This window comes from Aquirufa regiilacus (assembly GCF_032470275.1).
GTDB lineage: Bacteria > Bacteroidota > Bacteroidia > Cytophagales > Spirosomataceae > Aquirufa > Aquirufa regiilacus.
The window spans coordinates 378,684-397,708 of record NZ_JAVNWW010000001.1 but is presented as its reverse complement, the minus strand read 5'-3'; the positions used below and the strand labels follow the sequence as shown (position 1 = coordinate 397,708).

17 protein-coding genes are annotated in these 19,025 nt (G+C 41.9%); 12 read left to right on the top strand and 5 right to left on the bottom strand.

Going from position 1 to position 19,025, the window contains the following annotated elements:
• Position 1: 1 nt before the first annotated feature.
• The gene (locus PQG45_RS01705) at positions 2–997 is read left to right on the top strand and encodes a hypothetical protein (RefSeq protein WP_316070186.1); all 996 of its coding nucleotides are present in this window, start codon (positions 2–4) and stop codon (positions 995–997) included.
• Here the strand turns inward: PQG45_RS01705 and lgt are convergent.
• Positions 994–1,827, bottom strand: a complete 834-nt coding sequence (lgt, locus tag PQG45_RS01700; protein ID WP_315575805.1) for a prolipoprotein diacylglyceryl transferase — start codon at positions 1,825–1,827, stop codon at positions 994–996. The genes PQG45_RS01705 and lgt overlap by 4 nt on opposite strands.
• A gap of 385 nt (positions 1,828–2,212) precedes the next feature.
• Here lgt and PQG45_RS01695 point away from each other — a divergent pair, with 385 nt between their 5' ends.
• The 9 genes from PQG45_RS01695 to PQG45_RS01655 all read left to right on the top strand — a co-directional run bounded on the left by PQG45_RS01695 (position 2,213) and on the right by PQG45_RS01655 (position 11,763).
• Positions 2,213–3,385 carry a PepSY-like domain-containing protein gene (locus tag PQG45_RS01695; protein ID WP_316070185.1) on the top strand — a complete coding sequence of 391 codons (1,173 nt, stop codon included), beginning with the start codon at positions 2,213–2,215 and terminating at the stop codon, positions 3,383–3,385.
• Between the two features lie 65 nt (positions 3,386–3,450).
• A complete protein-coding gene (locus tag PQG45_RS01690; protein WP_315575807.1) occupies positions 3,451–4,026 on the top strand; it encodes a hypothetical protein in 576 nt (191 codons plus the stop codon).
• 69 nt (positions 4,027–4,095) lie between these two features.
• Positions 4,096–4,839, top strand: a complete 744-nt coding sequence (locus tag PQG45_RS01685; protein ID WP_315575809.1) for an NIPSNAP family protein — start codon at positions 4,096–4,098, stop codon at positions 4,837–4,839.
• Between the two features lie 47 nt (positions 4,840–4,886).
• A complete protein-coding gene (locus tag PQG45_RS01680) occupies positions 4,887–5,825 on the top strand; it encodes a hypothetical protein (protein WP_315575811.1) in 939 nt (312 codons plus the stop codon).
• Positions 5,826–5,830: 5 nt separating this feature from the next.
• Positions 5,831–6,859, top strand: a complete 1,029-nt coding sequence (locus PQG45_RS01675) for a glycosyltransferase family 2 protein (RefSeq protein ID WP_315575813.1) — start codon at positions 5,831–5,833, stop codon at positions 6,857–6,859.
• Between the two features lie 67 nt (positions 6,860–6,926).
• A complete protein-coding gene (locus tag PQG45_RS01670; protein WP_315575815.1) occupies positions 6,927–9,980 on the top strand; it encodes a PVC-type heme-binding CxxCH protein in 3,054 nt (1,017 codons plus the stop codon).
• A gap of 1 nt (position 9,981) precedes the next feature.
• Positions 9,982–10,875 carry a hydroxypyruvate isomerase family protein gene (locus tag PQG45_RS01665; RefSeq protein WP_316070184.1) on the top strand — a complete coding sequence of 298 codons (894 nt, stop codon included), beginning with the start codon at positions 9,982–9,984 and terminating at the stop codon, positions 10,873–10,875.
• Positions 10,876–10,926: 51 nt separating this feature from the next.
• Positions 10,927–11,214 (top strand): autorepressor SdpR family transcription factor, encoded by a 288-nt coding sequence (locus PQG45_RS01660; RefSeq protein WP_315575819.1) that lies wholly within the window; start codon positions 10,927–10,929, stop codon positions 11,212–11,214.
• Between the two features lie 45 nt (positions 11,215–11,259).
• Positions 11,260–11,763 carry a hypothetical protein gene (locus PQG45_RS01655; protein ID WP_315575821.1) on the top strand — a complete coding sequence of 168 codons (504 nt, stop codon included), beginning with the start codon at positions 11,260–11,262 and terminating at the stop codon, positions 11,761–11,763.
• On the opposite strand, the gene PQG45_RS01650 is transcribed toward PQG45_RS01655, so the two are convergent.
• From PQG45_RS01650 to PQG45_RS01640, 3 genes are read right to left on the bottom strand one after another with little or no spacing between them, the layout of a single operon-like run.
• Positions 11,764–13,023, bottom strand: coding sequence for an MFS transporter (locus PQG45_RS01650; RefSeq protein ID WP_315575823.1), 1,260 nt, complete (start codon positions 13,021–13,023; stop codon positions 11,764–11,766).
• Complete coding sequence (locus tag PQG45_RS01645) at positions 13,011–13,757, bottom strand: hypothetical protein (RefSeq protein WP_315575824.1); 747 nt, start codon at positions 13,755–13,757, stop codon at positions 13,011–13,013. The genes PQG45_RS01650 and PQG45_RS01645 overlap by 13 nt, the downstream gene beginning before the upstream one ends.
• The gene (locus tag PQG45_RS01640) at positions 13,744–14,568 is read right to left on the bottom strand and encodes an MOSC domain-containing protein (protein ID WP_316070183.1); all 825 of its coding nucleotides are present in this window, start codon (positions 14,566–14,568) and stop codon (positions 13,744–13,746) included. The genes PQG45_RS01645 and PQG45_RS01640 overlap by 14 nt, the downstream gene beginning before the upstream one ends.
• A gap of 114 nt (positions 14,569–14,682) precedes the next feature.
• Here PQG45_RS01640 and PQG45_RS01635 point away from each other — a divergent pair, with 114 nt between their 5' ends.
• Positions 14,683–15,990 carry a TolC family protein gene (locus PQG45_RS01635; RefSeq protein WP_315575828.1) on the top strand — a complete coding sequence of 436 codons (1,308 nt, stop codon included), beginning with the start codon at positions 14,683–14,685 and terminating at the stop codon, positions 15,988–15,990.
• Here PQG45_RS01635 and PQG45_RS01630 read toward each other — a convergent pair.
• The gene (locus tag PQG45_RS01630) at positions 15,985–17,769 is read right to left on the bottom strand and encodes an ABC transporter ATP-binding protein (protein ID WP_315575830.1); all 1,785 of its coding nucleotides are present in this window, start codon (positions 17,767–17,769) and stop codon (positions 15,985–15,987) included. The genes PQG45_RS01635 and PQG45_RS01630 overlap by 6 nt on opposite strands.
• A 133-nt stretch (positions 17,770–17,902) precedes the next feature.
• Between PQG45_RS01630 and nusB the strand changes: the two genes are divergently transcribed.
• Positions 17,903–19,024 carry a transcription antitermination factor NusB gene (gene nusB, locus PQG45_RS01625; RefSeq protein WP_316070182.1) on the top strand — a complete coding sequence of 374 codons (1,122 nt, stop codon included), beginning with the start codon at positions 17,903–17,905 and terminating at the stop codon, positions 19,022–19,024.
• Position 19,025 lies beyond the last annotated feature (1 nt).

Below are 19,025 nucleotides of genomic sequence, written 5' to 3'. Positions count from 1 at the left end.
CATGTCTTACCAAATCCACCAAAACCAGATTCCGGAGCGCCTTGTTTCTTTCGAGGGCAAGGAATACCGTTGGTTAGGCGGAACAAATTACCTCAACATAGGCTCGCATCCCCTCTTCCAAGAAAAGTTACAAGAGGGAATTCAGATTTTTAGTCAAAATTGGGGAAGTTCGCGCTTGAATAATTACCGCATGGACGTGTGGGAAAATTTAGAAGATGTCATGGCTAAACGCTTTGGCGTAGAAGCGGCGGCCTTGTGTAGCTCGGGATTGCTTGCTGGCCAAACGGTCATGCAATATATCCAACAGAAATATCCGGAAGCGAGTATATCTTTAGCGCCCAAAACGCATCCGGCTTTGTGGCGTCATCCTTACAAACCTGCTGCGGGCAACTTCATGGATTGGAAAAAAGATGCGCAAATTCTGTGCATGGATGGAATTGGAGCACCCTGGGTGGAAGAATTTCTCACGGGATTTGAGCAGAACTTATCATCAGATCAGACCTTGATTGTGGATGAATCGCATCGATTGGGAATTGTCTCGACACGCATAGATACGCCGGCAAATTTGATTCAAACGAGTTCTTTATCGAAAGCCTTTGGCATACCAGCTGGCCTAATTTTAGGTACAAAAGCTGATATAGCGGAGATTAAAAAAGATCCCTTTTGGGTGGGGGGATCGCCCGCAAATCCGGCTTATGTCTATGCATGTCTCCATGCACAGGAGGCCTACGATGAACGGATAAGTAAGTCTCAAGAACTTGCTAGAGCATTCACGCAAAATGCACAATATGTTAGCCTAGTTAAAGATTACCCGGCATTTAGCTCGGCAGATACGAAGCTTTTTGACCATTTAAAATCCCATGGATTTTTGTGTAATCAATTTGCATATCCGGATCCGAATGCCCCAGCGATTTGCAAAGCAATCCTACCTACAAGTATGTATTTAGCAGATATTCATGATCTTGTGGGCGTGCTCGCCCTATACCCTAGAGATTAGGCCTTCGCCTTCTTAAAAGAATAAGCCAATACAATGAGGCCAAAAAGTACCGCGGGTATGGAAAGAATTTGGCCCATATTCAAGGTCAAATTATTCTCGAAAGCACTTTGGTTTTCTTTTAAGAACTCGTAGAAGAAACGTAAGGTAAATAGGACGACCATAAACGATCCTGTCATTAAGCCTTCTTGCGTATCCTTCTTTTTCTTTGACCAAAACCACATCAAAAGTGCAAAAATAAGCAAACAAGAAAGTGCTTCATACAATTGAGACGGATGTCTTGCGAGTACTAAATTAGGGTCTCCATAAGGATTGAATTCCGTATCACGTAAAAACTTGAAGCCCCAAGGCAATTCTGTGGGTTTGCCAATAATTTCCGAATTCATCAAATTCCCCATGCGAATGAAAAATCCTGCCAAGGCTACAGCGGGAACAATGCGATCTGTAATGTAGAGGTATGACATGCCCGCATTTTTACGTGCATAAAGATAAAAAGCAATAAAGAGTCCGATGGCAGCGCCATGCGAAGCCAAACCTGAAAACGGAGGCGTAATCATCTGCAAGAAAAAACGAAGCGGATCAGCTTGCAATAAAGGAAATTCATAGAAAAAATAATGTCCAGCACGTGCACCTACAATCGTCGCCACCATCGTGTACATCAAGAGTTGGTCAGCTTGTTCCGTAGAACGTCCCTCCTGCTTGAACATGTAACTCACGACGCGAAATCCCGCCAAAAAAGCCATGGCAAAAAAGAAACCGTACCAACGAATCGGAAAACCGAAAAGGTCAACAATAACGGGATTGGGATCCCAAGAAATAAAAGCGATGGACATGGGCTGATTGAATGAAACCCAAAATTAAGAGAATTTTTAAGAATTAACGCGATACTTTTCGAACAAGCACTTGGATTGATTTCTTGATAACTTTTGCGGGATAAAGTCGTTGAGGCAGGCCTAATCCAAACATGGACTGCGCGGAAACCAACAGCACCATAAACAACATAAGGGTTCGATAGCGATTTTTCATAGCACAAACATAGTAATTAAATAGTACTATGCAATACAAGGTACTATCATATTTAACAAAAATTAAACATTGGTAGACTAGATGGGTCAATTCGTCGATTGCTTGGGCCATGCGAGCCTAATATCAACATCTTTGCACAAGATTCGCCTAGAACCTAACGTTAACCATGTGTTCAACTAAATTTTTACAACCATGAAAAAGCTCATTCTATTTGCCTTCGCTAGCACAGTTTTAATTAGCTCTTGCAGTAAAGAGGAAGCCATGAATCTAGAAGGATTTACGGCAATTAACGCGGCGAACATACCGCAAGCTGTACAGTCAACGATCCAACAAAGTTTCCCTACCGCGAAAGTGGCTTACTCAGTTATTCAACCCAATGCTTTGTACGTAGCCGATGTGACAACAGCAACAGCTGAAACGCAAATCGTATTAACATCCAAAGGAGCAATCAAAGAAGCCTTTTCAAAAATTGATTCCACTGCTTTACCTGCGAGTGTTTTAACATACCTAGCCACTAATTTTCCTGGGTACGATTTATTACATGCTTCCCAAAAGACGACCGGTACACCTACTGGCTATCGGGTAGAATTGAAATACAAAACAGAATTTTATTCCGTACTTTTTGATGATAAAGGAGCATATGTTTCGCAAACAACTGGTATGCCTGGAGGTCCAAAAGGGGGGAAAGAAAAAGGAAGTCATGGTCCGGCAGTGACAAATTTAGCATTGACTGATTTACCAGTAGCCGTACAAACCGCATTAACGGATTACACTTTCCAGCGAGCAACGGCGAAAATTGATAGCCAAGGAATTACAATTTACCATGTGCATGTGGAAAAGTCAGGTGTATCCTATGAGCTAACGATTGATGCCAGTGGTAAGGTTATTTCAAGTAAAGAAATTCCAACCAAACCCGTTATTACAAAGACAGACTTAAGCGCATTACCGGCAGCAATTACAAGCTATTTAAATACAAATGCCGTGGGTTGGACGCTTAAAAATGCTGTCAGTATCGCAGCAGACAATGTTACGATCCACTATCATGTGCTTGTTTCTGTAGCAGGAGCAGTCCAAACTTACATGTTTGACAAAGACTTTAATTTAGTCCAAAATGCTGGGAAAGGTCCAAAAGACAATCCATCACTACCTAATTTCACGGTCGCAGAAATTACCCAAGCACAAATTCCTGCAGCTGCCATCACCTATTTGAATACCAATTATGCGGGTTGGACATTTAACAAAGCGCAATCAGTCACTGCCGATGCGACCGTTAAAGAAATTGAAGTATACATCAGCTTAGCTGGGAAAAATTACAAAGTAGAATTTGATGGAAATGGGGTTTTCCTAGGAGCCAAACTCAAGTAACCTATTCCTGATCTTCTTCGAAAAGGCTTGCTTCGGCAAGCCTTTTCTATTTATTTTGAACCCATATGCAAGAAATCGAACCATCTTTTCAGTGGGAATCCCTATACAATGCGGCACATGACCGCAAGTCCCCCTTTTATGGCCGAACATATTCACAAACCGAATACGAAAACGACATCTATGGGTATTACATTCATCCGCTTTGGGATGAGATCGATTCGGAAACATTGTATTGCAAGATTCTATTTACAGATTACTACCAACAATACAGCATCATTGAATTATTCGGAGAATGGAATGATACCTTGCACAATGACATCATGTTATTGAAGCGGCAAGTAATCGATCACTTATTGGCAATTGGTATTAAACATTTTGTGTTGGTTGGCGAAAATGTCTTCAACTTCCACGGCACATTTGAAGATGATTATTATGCCGAGTGGTTTGAAGAAGTCGAGGATGGATGGATCGTAGGATTGCACTTTGCGGAATTTGTCGAGCAAGAATGGGCCAAATACCATGTTGACTATTACATCAATTTTGGAGGAAACCTGCAGATCCCCAACTGGCGAACGTTAAAACCTGACATGATATTCGCCTATTTACAACATGTGATGGCCAAGCGATTAGGTCCTGCCTAATAAATATAACCATTCAGGATATTTTTAAATTCAAATTGAGCTACATTAGTCCTCAAATAACTATTTTCTATGAAAAACATATTCCTATTTTGCTTGATGAGCATATCCTTCCTAGGATTCACAAAGAAACCCGATACGCGTTATTATGAAATGCGTATTTATTACTGCCACCCAGGTAGATTAGATGCATTGATTCAACGTTTTACAAACCATACGACTAAAATATTCGAAAAACATGGCATGACGAATGTGGGTTATTGGATTCCAAATACAAACACCGACAATGCGCTTTATTACATTTTATCCTATCCAAGTCAAGCGGCGCGTGATACTTCATGGAGCCATTTTGGAAAAGATCCCGAATGGAAAGCTGTTGCGAGCAAATCCGAAGAAAGTGGTAAAATCGTTGCTAAAGTAACAAGCATCTTTATGCATGCGACCGATTTCAGCCCGAAAATCAAACCATCAAGTGCAGATGTTGATCGCACATTTGAGATGCGCACCTATACGGCGGCACCAGATAAGTTACCTAATATATTAGCTCGTTTCCGTGATTATACCACCAAGCTCTTCAAAAAGCATGGCATGGATAACATTGCTTACTTCACCACCATTCCCAAAGATGGATCTCAACCTAAATTATTGTATTTCCTTGCACACAAGAGTGAAGCAGCGGGTAAGGCAAGTTTTGATGCATTCCGCTTAGATCCTAAGTGGATTTCAGTCAAAGGAGAATCGGAGAAAGATGGTAAAATCGTGGATAAGGTCGAAACCATGTACTTGAGCCCGACGAGTTTCTCAACAATTCGATAAATGCTCGTATCTTTGGACGTGGTTTTTCAAACACCACGTCCAATTATATGCAGTGGATAAAAAAAGGACTTATATTTTGCCCTGATGGAAAATCATCATGGAACCAGCGAGGTTATGCACATGTCGTATGTGCTGACACTTCTTATGCAGACAAAATAAGACTCTATTATTCTGCGCGCGATGAGAAAGGACGCTGCCAAGCATCCTTCATCGATCTTGACCCAAACAATCTTTCCAATATCCTTTACCTACACCCTGAACCCATCTTGGATTTAGGTGTTCCGGGCACTTTTGACGATTGCGGCATCATGCCTACCTGGTTTATGCAACATGGTGAAGAAAAGTGGTTATACTACATCGGCTGGACCGTACGCAATACAATCCCTTACCACAATGCATTAGGACTTGCGAGTTCTACGGACGGCGTTCATTTCACAAAAAAATTTACAGGCCCCATCATTAGTACAACAGCCACAGAGCCCTATTTCAACGGTTCTGCCTGCTTTTTATTTGACGATGGGAAATACAAAGCTTGGTACTTAAACTGTACCCATTGGCTAGAAGATCAAGGGCTGATGGAACCTTGTTATCATATTAAATACGCAGAATCAACCAACGGAGTAAGCTGGGAACGTAAAGGCCAAGTAGCCATCGATTACCGGGATGAAGTAGAGGGCGGCATTTCGAGACCCAGTGTCCTTATCGAAAACGGTATCTATAAAATGTGGTTCTCAGCCCGAGCTGTAACCGATTACCGGACAAACCGCGACCGTTCTTATCGAATTTATTACGCGGAATCCAAAGACGGAATCCATTGGACGCGTTTCGATGAACAAGTAGGTATCGACGTAAGCGAAAATCCTTCAGATTGGGATCATACCATGATTGAATACCCTCTTGTCATTGATCACAAAGGCAAGAAAATCATGTTTTACAATGGGAATCACTTTGGTCAAACGGGCGTAGGTTATGCCGAAATGGAATAATACGCATGGATTTTTCGCACTACGATAAACAGCTCTTTCCGGGTTCCCAAACGCCCAGCAATCCCAAAGTGAGCATTTGCTTCATTACCTATAAACATGAAGCCTATATACGCACGAGTTTAGATGCAATCTTGGAGCAGCAGGTCAACTTTGACTATGAAATCATCATCGGCGAAGATCATTCTCCGGATGGGACAGCGGATATCGTACGCGAATATGCGTTGAAACATCCCAATAAAATCAAAGCCTATATTCGTCCAGAAAACCTAGGATCAAAAATAAACTATGTCCATTGTTTTCTAGATTGCAAAGGCGAATACATCGTTCACATTGAAGGCGACGACTATTGGACAGATCCCTTGAAATTGCAACGCCAAGTTGACTTTTTGGATCAACATCCCCATGCATCCGCTTGCTTTCACAATGCAGAAATCATTTTCGAGGACGGCAGCGGTCGGGCACCCCAATTAATCAATTCCGCCGACCAAAACCCTTGGGTTGGATCCGCCGACTTCCTAGTAGAAAAAGAAACATGGTTCATGGCGACAGCCGCCGTGATGATGCGCCGGAAATATGCCCATGCCTTACCGGAATGGTTTTTGCACTCAAAAAGTGGTGACATCCCTTTATATGTTATTTTGGCAGAGCAGGGACCCATCGGATATTTACCTGAAGTCATGTCCGTCTATCGGAAAAATGAGGGAGGGATCAGCATGACCGACCACGTATATGCAGATGCTTTTATCAAAAACCGGATTTTCATGTATGCAAGTATCAACGCGCACACACAATACAAATATAATTACCTCATCAAACCCATCTTGCAAGCATATTACCTCATGCGGATGGATTGCCACGAAAATAAATCTGCCTGGAGCAAAAAAGCCTTTTATTTTAGTCGGGCGACCTTACTAAATCCTCCACGTACTGCCAAAGACTGGAAAGCTTACTTAAAAACGAATTTATTAAGTCCCAAAAACCTATTGGCCTACCTGAATTTTCGTTCTAAATTGAACCAATTCTTCAAGCGATAAATTTGCATTTTTTGCTGAATTAAAAGACCTTTATAACAAAGCGTTTCGCTCAACCTATTTTAATCACATGAAAAATTCCTTCCGTGGACGCTTGTCCATTCTCGGTTCATTATGCCTATTGGCTTACTTAGGCATTTCCTCTTTTCAAAAAAACGAACACCAACGCTGGGGACAAGCACTTTTGGATTCTTTAACCGAATCGCAAAAACATGAAGCTTCAAACGCGCTGGCAGGATTGCAAATCGATCCGGAACTAGAAATAACGACCTTTGCGACTGAGCCGATGTTGAAGAATCCGACCAACATGGATATCGATTCCAAAGGGCGTGTTTGGATTACGGAGGCATTCAACTATCGACCAGCTATCGCGGGCAATCCTACAAATCCCGCCGGAGATCGAATTATCATTTTAGAAGATACGAATGGAGATGGCAAGGCCGATAAAGAAAAAGTATTCTATCAATCACCCGAATTAAATGCCCCACTTGGCATTGCCGTACTTGACAGCATGGTCATCGTCGCCCAAAGCCCTTACATCTGGCGATTATACGATGATAATCACGACGATAAAGCTGACCGCAAAGAAATCATGTTTCAGGGAATTGGTGGCGAACAACATGATCATGGTGCACATGCCTTTACTTTTGGACCCGACGGGAAATTATATTTCAACTTAGGAAATGAAGGCAAACAGCTTTTAGATGCGAAAGGCAAACCCGTTTTAGACCAAGATGGAGACATCATTGGGCCAAACAAATACAAGCAAGGCATGGTCTTCCGCTGCAATGTGGATGGATCAAATGTGGAATGTCTAGGCCAAAACTTTCGAAATAATTTTGAAGTAGCTGTTGACTCCTATGGTGCAATTTGGCAATCGGATAATGATGATGATGGCAATAAAGGCGTTCGAATCAATTCCGTTTTTGAACATGGAAATTATGGATACACCGACGAAATGACGGGCGAAGGCTGGTCGGTGAATCGCACCAACATGGAATCCGAAATTCCCCTACAGCACTGGCATTTAAACGATCCTGGCGTGGTACCCAATTTATTACAAACGGGTTCTGGATCTCCAACGGGAATTCTCGTTTATGAGGGACAATTACTCCCCGCAAAATTCCAAAATCAAATCATTCATGCCGATGCCGGCCCTAATGTTGTGCGTGCCTATCCAACAAAAGCACAAGGCGCAGGCTATACAGCGAGTATCATCAATCTCGTGGAAGGAGTCAAGGATCAATGGTTCCGTCCCGCGGATGTCACCGTAGCTCCCGATGGTTCTATCTTCATAGCCGACTGGTATGATCCCGGTGTAGGAGGCCATCAGGCAGGTGACCAAAACAAGGGCCGTATCTACCGAATCGCACCCAAAAACACGCCATACCTTATTAAAAAGCTACACTTAGGTTCCCCCATGGGAGCCATTACGGCCTTATTCAATCCGAACCTCGCGACCCGATATGTAGGCTATAAAGCTTTACAAAGTTTTGGAGAAAAAGCCACGAAAGATATCGCGGCCGTATATCAAAACGAAAAAAATCCCCGTTTAAAAGCACGATTATTCTGGTTGCTAGCCCAAGGTCCGGATGGATTAAGCTACATCGACAAGGCCTTAACAAATCCGTCTGTCGAATGGCTTATGATGGCTATCCGAGCGATGAAAACGCGTCCTTTCGATGCATGGAAGGCTATAGCGCAACGGGTAGTAAAAGATGTAGACTTCCAGGTAAAACGTGAATTAGCCATTGCGCTTCACCATGTAAAAAACACGGAGGCAGACGCGATTTGGGCAGCATTGGCTAGCCAACATGGCGGTGGGGATCGTTGGTATTTAGAGGCCATAGGTATCGGCGCAGATCGATTGTGGGATGCACGTTTAGCTGCTTACTTAGCCTTAAAGCCAGCAGATTCACCGGCTTTTCGTGATATTATATTCCGTGCTAGAACACCTTTGGCGAATGCATACCTTTTCCAATTCTTAAAAGAAGCGAAACCACTCAACGAAAAGCTACGTTACTTTCGTGCATTGGATTTCATCCCAGGAGATGAAAAATCAGCCTTATTAATTCAATTAATCAATACGCATCTGAAACAAGATGCGGCGGCTACATTAATCGCTATCCGCCACTTAGCCCCTGAATACATTCAGAAAAATGCGTTAGCTCGCAAAACGGTCATCGGATTATTACCCAAAAGCGATGTAGATGAATTCACGAAGTTGATTGAAAAATACAATTTGGTAGAGTTAAAACCCGAGCTCATGAAAATCATCTTGGGTAATAAGGGGGGCCGACAAGCTGCCAAATCACTTTATGCGCTAGCAGGGGGAAATGATTTTATCAACAAAACATTTGCCCAAGGCAACAATACGGTAAAACGATCAATCATCGATGCGATTCGTTGGCATGGAAGCAAGGAGAGTATCGCATTATTAAGTCAGACGATGTTGAACAACAAACTGGAGCTAATCGTCCGAAAAGATGCAGCGAAGGGCATTGGAAACTCCTACCCTGCTGGCGAAGATTTTGTATTGAAAGCGTTGAAGGATAAGCAAATACCGGCCAACTTGATTCCATCCGTTGTCGAATCCGTTAGCAAGGCATGGCGCAAAGGTGTTCGCGTAGAGGCGAACACCTATTTAAGTGCTACGCAAAGTAATACCAAAACAAAACATCCTGCTTTAAATGATTTAATTAACCTAAAAGGTGTGGCAAAAAATGGCATCAAGGTATTTGTGGAGCAATGTGCCATGTGTCATCAAATCAATAATGAAGGCATCGATTTTGGCCCTAAATTATCCGAAATAGGCTCAAAATTATCGAAAGAAGGCATGTATTTGTCCATTCTTCATCCAAATGCTGGGATTGGATTTGGCTATGAAACCTTTGAGATTACGACAAAGAAAGGTGATGTTTATCAAGGCATCGTGACCTCCAAAAACGAAACCGATATCATCCTAAAATTACCCGGCGGCAGTATCCAAAATTTCAAGACGTCGGCCTTAAAGTCGGTCAAACAAATAGACAATTCCATGATGCCGGATGGACTGGCAGATGGCATGTCAACAACAGAATTAACGGATTTAGTAGAATATTTAAGCACCTTAAAAAAGAAATAGCATGAATCGTCGATCGTTTAGCCAATTAATGACTGCAGGTGTTTTAGGTAGTCAAGCCATGAAAGGAAATAATCCTGTTAACAATACATTTAGCTTGAACTATGCACCCCATTTTGGCATGTTTGAACAACATGCGGGTAAAGATTACATTGACCAATTGAAATTCATGCATGAAATGGGATTTCGGGCATTGGAAGACAATGAAATGATGGAAAAGCCTGTAGAAGTACAAGCGAAAATTGGGGCAATGCTAAGCAAGCTAGGCATGGATATGGGTGTTTTTGTGATCAAGTTCCCCGGATTTTTCGATAAGTCACACATGACGACAGGCGATAAAACTTGGACAGATATCTTTTTAAAATCCTGCCGGGAAGCCGTCGAAACCTCCAAGCGCGTCAATGCCAAATGGGCAACCGTTGTTCCAGGCAATTTCACCCGCAACTTACCGATGGGCATACAGACAGGAAACGTCATCGAAGTATTAAAAAGAGGCGCAGAAATCCTTGAACCCCATAAGCTAACAATGGTTCTGGAACCCTTAAGCGACAATCCCGACTTATTTTTACGCCATTCCGATCAAAGCTACATGATCTGCAAAGGTGTTAATAGCCCATCTTGTAAAATCCTTTTCGACATGTACCACATGCAACGCAACGAGGGTAACATGATTAAGAACATGGATTTATGCTGGTCGGAAATCGCTTATTTGCAAATAGGCGACAACCCTGGCCGCAAAGAACCCGGAACGGGGGAAGTGAATTATGCCAACATATTCGAACACCTACGCCAGAAAAAATACACAGGCGTTTTGGGCATGGAACATGGTAATTTCCATCCGGGAAAAGAGGGTGAAATTAAACTTATTGATGCCTATCGCAAAGCAGACCATCTCTAAATTTGGAAATTCAACAGAATAATTAGATATTCGCCTAATTATTTAAGCACTATGGAAGCAGCCTTCAAAGCCATTAATGATGTCACCCGAAGAGAGATACTCCAATTTCTCATGCAGGGCCCACAAAATGCGGGACAAATTGCCAAGCAATTTGATATGACGAAGCCCAGTATTTCGCATCATTTGGATTTATTGAAACAGGCACAATTAATAGATGCCGTAAAAAAGGGCCAGTTTATTCATTACAGCTTAAACAAAAAGGGCTTTGAGTCAATCCACCAGTGGTTCCAAGGTTTTGCGCAGCATTTTGAATTCCCTAAGCCTAAAATCCGACTGTAATTGTTGGTTTGCCATTTTTAAGATAAATTCGTAAAAAATATTCTCATGAGCTCCATTTTGCCTTCCTCGTTTTCGTTCCTCGCTAGCCAAACACCTCGTGATTTTGTTGGCCTAGGTGTTATCCAATTACCGAAACGTAATTTCTTTCAGTCAATCGGGGATTTTTTCGCGACGAAGTCGGGCAAACAACGCATCTCATTTTTGTTGGTAGGTGGACACGAAATCAAAACCATCCATTACCAAGGATCTGATATTATCGGAACGAGCGATATCCCAAAGAACTTAATTGAGTCCATTGAGATTCATGCGTCGAAAACGGCAGATGGCTTAGTTGTCATTTCCAACATCGAGGTGATCGAATGTATTTCGGTCAATGACAAAGGAGTGAAGAAGTTAAAAACACATACATTCAATTTGATGCCTGCATTACTCGGCGAAAATACGAGTCCTATAAATAATGTGGCCGATATTGTCTGGGCACAGGAAAGCAGGAATTCCATTTTGGAAACATTGAAGGCTTGGAATACGAGCATTCAAGCAAACAAGTAATTATCCAGCTGCTTCTTTTTCGACATCTAGCTCTAATAAATCCTTGGATTTAAATGCAACAATGGTAACTAGAAATAGTGTCACACCTGCGCCAATCAGAACCGATGGGGTAGTTCCGAAAACTTTGGCAGCAACGCCCGACTCAAAAGCACCCATTTCATTCGAGGTACTGACAAATACTCCATTCACGGAAGAAACGCGCCCACGCATTTCATCGGGCGTAAAAATGCGTAAGACCGTTTGACGTATAACGACACTGACCGAATCGAATGCGCCGGTGAAGAATAGGGCTGTTACCGACAACCAAAAATTGGTCGAAAGTCCAAAAACCAAAGTCGCTACACCGAATCCCGCAATAGCTAAAAGTAAATTCCGCCATGCATTTTTCAATGGAGGGAAATAAATCAAGGTAAGCATAGTAACTACTGCTCCTACCGACGGGGCAGCGCGTAAGATCCCAAGACCCTCAGCACCTACCTTCAAAATGTCCTCCGCGAAGATGGGCAAGATGGCAATCACCCCACCAAAGAGCACGGAAAACAAATCCAACGAAATCGCATATAAGATAATTTTCGTCTTAAATACATATTCAATCCCCTCGCGCAAACTATGCCAAATGGATTCATGTGTAACCTTTTTAGGAGGAACAGGCCGATTATCAATTAAAAACATACAGGCCATCACGGCTAAAAGCAAGCCAATGACAATCATCAACGAACCCGCTAAACCCGCATAGGCATATAAAAACCCCGCCATTCCTGGACCCAATATGGAACCCAATTGCCAGAAAGAACTATTCCAAGTAGCCGCGTTTGCAAAAACCTCTTTGGGTACAAGAAACGGATTCAACGAAGACGCAGCTGGACTGAAAAATCCTTTAGCTAGGCCGATAAGAAAAATAACGAAATAGATTAAATAAATATGAAAATCTGTCCCACCTGCATTCAACTGCATCGCTGCATAGAGCAATAAAACGGAACCTAAAATGATTACCGTAAGCGAACCTTGCATGATCTTTTTCTTATCGCGATTATCAGCAAAATGCCCCCCAAACAAGACCAAGGAAATATAAGGGACCGCCTCAGCTAGCCCAATTAAACCCAGAGCCAGCGGATTATGTGTCAGATGATATAATTCATAGGCCAAAATCACCTCCTGAATCAATAAAGCCATCGTAAACAGCGTATTTCCTGTCACATAAGCCCGGAATTCAGGATATCGAAGCGCCTGAAAGGCATCTTTGGTCTTTATAAATTGCATAGTATGTAAATCAAGGGGCTCGCGAATGCCCATTCTGCCCAAGGGCGCATGTGCATCCGTGGGCTAAAATAATAAATCCCCGTATGAATTCCCCATATGAGTAGTAATATGACACAAACATCCAGGTGAAAACCCGAAAAACACATCAGCATAAGCCAAGCACCACTTGCCCAAATTAAAAGCTGAAGAAATCTGCGATTCCCTCCCACATCAATCCAGGTAAATAAGCATAAATTCAACAAGGCTAAAAGAAACAGCGCCATTCCCCATACAAAATGAAATCCTCCCGCAAAAAAAGTAGGCAATAAGACTCCAGCACTGTAGATCAAGGAGGTAAAAATCTCCTTAATGCCCCAAACCCATTTGAAAAACCCATTCGTCCAAGCAAGCCAATATCCCCCTAAAATAAGTATTAAAACCAGTCCCAGACGTATCATCGCCATTTCAACACGATACAATAGATAAATATTCACGCAACCTAGTGCCAGCAAAATCAACAACAACTTCCGTCGATTTTGCGCATGAAAGACATGTAATCTATCAGAAGCGCCTAATGAAATATTATCAATTTGGCGGTCAATCCCATAAATCAAAAACACCGAAATGCCCAATAGCGCATCGTATTCCCAAGAGGGCCAAACATGCAACAAGGCATGATAATACATCATGTGCAATGAAACAGCGCCCAAAACGACATCCAAACTCAAAAAATGAATGGTTCTAAAAAAGCGCATCTTTTCGTTTTATCACAAGAACTTCGTCACCCACCCTAATTTTCCCAAGGCTTATTGGCACCATTTGTTGGCCGAAATACACCTTATTATCCTTTTGCCTAAACGATGCCAAGGCCTTTAATATACCTCTATCCACTTGGCCAGTAGCAGGTTCTACGTTCACCAACTGACAGCGTGCACAAGGCTTTGCCCCAAACAATTGAACAGCATTAATAGCTACTTCAGCAAAGGTATCCTCTTCGAAGGCATCGCAACCGGACACAATCAAATTTGCGCGAAATCGTAAAGGATCATACGATTGCCCAAAAACGGCTTCAACTTGTTCATAAGATGCCGCAGAAGCTAGTAAGATGGGTAATGAATCCGCAAAGGAGCTCTGATTCGATCCTTGCGTCTGGTAGCTCTCTTTGATTAATCGAGGGGAATTCTGTTGTTGCTTGACGAGTCGAACAGGCTCTTGCAATAAATCAGAAAACCATGCAGACCAACCCTCTCCTACTTCGATCACCTGTAAAGAATCCTCCCAGAGTTCTGCCGTCAGCACTTCCTTGAGTTGCGGTTGGGCCGACAGCACCTTGGTCTCACCTGTTATAAGATCTTGAACCGAGTAGCCGTCGCTGACTTGGCTTAACCTAAATCGAGTTAAATCAGGACGCGTCCGCTGGGTAATGAATTTTCCCTCCGAATCTACTAACATAAATCTTCGGTCACCGACAAAACCTGCAGCATCTACAGTCACCTCATTTACGGCAATGGCAGCCAGGGATTTAATGGGAAATATGTACAATTGTTTGACAAGAATCGAGCTCATGTTGCAAATTAGGCAATTCAACGCAAAATTCCCTACATGGTCTTATCGGCCTTCCCTTTCGTTATGTGGCACAAAATCCTTATGTTTGTTGGTAATTATCAAAACCTATACAATATGAAATTATTTGGCCTAATTAGTTTATTCATACTAACTAGTCTTTCAAGCAATGCACAAGACATGTTACGCTTGGAAGATGCCATCCAACAAGGTTTACAGAATCAATATTCGATTCAGATTCTTAAGAAAAGAGAAATACAGGCAGCAAATGACAATAGCTTGGGTAATGCGGGGTTTTTACCCACGATTACAGGGACCGCCACCAAAAATTATACCGTTTCGGGATTAGATCAAGAGTTTTTTGGTGGCCTACGTGCGCCATTGGTACAATCTGGCGTAAAATCGAATAATGGCAATGCAGGTATTGCTATGGCATGGACACTATACGATGGCAAAGGAATGTTCGTTTTACGTGACCGATTTAAAGAACTCCAAAATCTAGGCGCCAAACAAACAGAAACGTCAATCGAAAATTTAATCGCTCAAATTAGCACCTTATACTACGATATCATCCGACAAGATTTGCGTGTAAACAACTTTCGAAAGGGACTTGAAATTTCGAATGATCGTCTAAAACTAGCCAAAGATCGCTACGAAGTAGGGCAAGGTTCTAAAGTGGATTACTATTCCGCGCAGGTAGATTATAATGAGGACAAGGCCTTATTAGTGGCACAAGAACAATCGGACTTGAACACCAAAATAAGCCTTAACACTCTTTTAGTACGCCCACACTTGACAACCTTCCAAACGCTTGCTGTCATCGATTTATTACCTAAATTAAATTTAGGCGAATTGAAGGAGATGGCCTTGAAGCAAAACCCAGCGCTGATGGTGGCACTCGTTTCGAAAAAAATCAGTGATTTGGATACGCGAAATTTAAAAAGCCAACAAACACCTCAAATTGATTTATTAGCCGGCTATGCTGTCAATAATGTGGTCAATGGTGCGGGATTTGGTGTACAACGTGGCTCGAGTGACGTATTCAATTATGGGCTACGCGCTACGATCAACATCTTTGATGGATACAATCAAAAGCGTCGCATTCAGAACGCAAAAATCAATGCTGAGATTGCCCAATTGCAAATAGAAGACACGAAAAACCAATTAATCGCTGCCATTGAACGTTCTTACACGGCCTACGAAAACGCATTGAATTTGATCTCGTTGGAAACGGAAAATTATACGATTGCAAAGCAAAACATTGATATCGCTTTTGACCGTTTTAAAATTGGTATTGCGACTTCTTATGAATTACGTGAGGTACAACGTAATGCCGTAGCGGCGGAAACGCGTTTAATCGAGGCGCGATATGCCGCGAAATCTGCCGAAATTGAATTGATCCGATTAAGTGGAAATCTACTATAATCCTTGCTCTTCGTTCAATTGCTGTTGGTATAATTCGTAATACAAACCCTTCTTGCGCATCAATTGCGCATGCTTCCCTTGTTCCACGATTAGCCCATCTTGTAAGACGAATACGCGATTGGCTAATTTAGCAGAAGACACACGATGCGAGATAATTAAGCTCGTTTTATCTTGCATAATCTTCTTCAAATGTGTCAAAATCTTGTGTTCCGTATGGGTATCTACGGCAGATAAGCAATCATCTAACACCAACATCATCGGATTTTTCGCCAAGGCACGCGCTAAGGAAACTCGTTGTTTTTGGCCACCTGACAAGGTTACACCACGTTCCCCTAAAATCGTCTCAAACTGATCTGGAAAATCCATGATGTTATCATATACATCCGCATATTGCGCAGCTTCTTTCATCTGCTCTTGCGTTAAATCATCTTGTCCAAAGCGAATATTCTCCGCAATACTTGTGGAAAACAAGAAGACATCTTGAAGCACAAAACCCAAATGTTTACGAACATGCTGGATGTCCCAATCACGCAAGGGAATATCATCCAATAAAATATCACCCGATACGGGATCATAAAAGCGTGCCATTAATAAGGCAATGGTACTCTTTCCTGAACCAGTTGTTCCCAATAAGGCAACAGATTCCCCAGAACTAATTTCAAGATTAATGTCCTTCAACACTTCACGATCCGTTCCTGGGTATGTAAAACACAAATCTTTGAAAGTCCATTTACCTTGAATCGGCTGCGTAATCTGCTTACCTGGAATTAATTCCGATTTGATATCTAAAAATTCATTGATACGTTTTTGTGATGCTGCCGCCCGCTGAATTTGTGAACTCGTCCAGCCTAAAGCAGTTACGGGCCAAGTCAACATGAATACATACATGATGAATTCGGTGATATTTCCCAAGGTCATGCGGCCCGCCATGACCTCATTCGAGCCTACATATACGACTAAGAGGGTACTAAATCCGACCAATAAAGAAATCAAAGGGGTAAATAAAGAATCAATCTTGACTAGGTCCAAAGACTTTCGACGGTAATTCGCGGATGCTTCCGTAAATGCTGCTAAAGATTGCTTCTCACGCACAAAGGATTTCAAGACGCGAATCCCAGAAAAGGCTTCTTGTACAAAGGTCGAGATGGTAGATAAACCCGCTTGGATCTCCTCCGACTTCTTGATAATTAAAGAATTAACATAGTAAATGCTAAACGACAAGATTGGAAGCGGTAAAAGTACGTACCACATCAAGGTTGTACTCACGTGGTACATGTAATAAATAACAAGAGCAAAAACCGTAATCAAGTTCAAGCCATACATGATGCTAGGGCCCACGTACATACGAACTTTACTAACATCCTCTGAAATACGCGCCATTAAATCGCCTGTATTTTGCTTGCGATAGAATGAAAGCGGAAGCGTTTGGTAATGGGCATAAATCTCTTGTTTCATTTCAAATTCGATGTGGCGCGACATCACAATTAAGGTTTGACGCACCAAAAACAAGAAAATACCTTTGATAAAAGCCATTAAAACAATCAGGGCTCCATAATAAAACAGGGTACTCGCAAATACCTCATAAAAGACAGCTTGCATCGAAAAACCCTTGAAAAGAAAATAGACATCAATGGTCTCCGTCACCAAATCCAAGGCAAAACGAACCAACTGCGCAGGCACAACTCCGAAAAAATTGGAAAAAAACGTAAACAGCATTCCTAAGAGTAGAAGCCATTTATATTTCCAGAAGTATTGATTCAGATGACTAAGTGCGCCCATGTATGGAATAAGTTGGCGCAAAGATAGGACCTTTCTAAATTAAAATTTGTAATTTTGTGTTTTACAAATCAAGAACGCTCTTTATTTTCGGATGGTTAACAGAAGACTACTACGGGTCAAAGCATTTCAACAAATGTATGCCTTTTGGACGCAGGAACGCGCGCAATACCAATTAGCCTTTGATGGCTTACAAGCGATTTTTCAACCCGATCTTTCATTGATGGTTGCGAAAGAAGAACAAACACCTCGTCTCGAGGGTTTGCGAAAACTAGCCGAAATTCAATTAAACGAATTTTTTCAAGGAGTTCCCACGGAAGAAAGCATTCCGGCAGAATCGCTAGAAGCTGCTCAATCCGTATACCGTGTTTACCAAAACAATGTTGCTAAAATAGCGCGCGATATGCGTGTCAACATGGTTACCGAGGTTGAATCCATCTACAAACAATACTTAAAATTACTTTTCTACTTACAAAACATCCCGATGATCGGTCAATGGGATGAACAAAGACGTTTGTTGGAAAAGACGATTAAGACCTCTCAAATTGCCAACAACAAAGTATTAGCAATCTTACCAAAATGGAAAGATTTGCAAAGCGCATTTGCGGATAACAATATTGGCTGGTCGGAGGACGAAGAAACCTTACTCAAGAAATTATTCTTAGAAGGCATATTACCAGACGACAGCTTTACTTCCTATTTACCAGAAGCAGGAAAAGACCTTGTGAAGGACGTTGAAATCGTACAATATCTTTTGAAAAATTATCTGTTAAAACATCCGATTATGACAGCATATTTTGAGGAAAAAGATTTAAATTGGCATGTTAATAAGGATGTAATCAAAAGCCTAAGTACCAAAACATTTAAAGTGGAGGCCTTAGAAGATTTAAGCTTACAGGCCCTTGCTATACAATGGGATGAGGATAAATTATTCTTTGAAGAATTATTCGACTATTGTGTGAAGGAAGATAAATCCCTAACAACTTGGGTGAATGACCAGACAAAAAACTGGGACTCCGAACGTTTAGCCACGTCTGATTTAATCATTTTAAAAATGGCCGTAGCCGAGATGATTAAATTCCCAAGCATTCCGGTCAAAGTGAGTATTAACGAATACATTGAAGTAGCGAAAAACTATTCGACACCTAAATCAGGTCCGTTTATCAACGGTATTTTGGATGTTGTTTCAGTGAAGCTTATAGGAGAGAAAATTATTCAAAAATCAGGTCGAGGATTAATCGACATAGCCAGTAAATAAT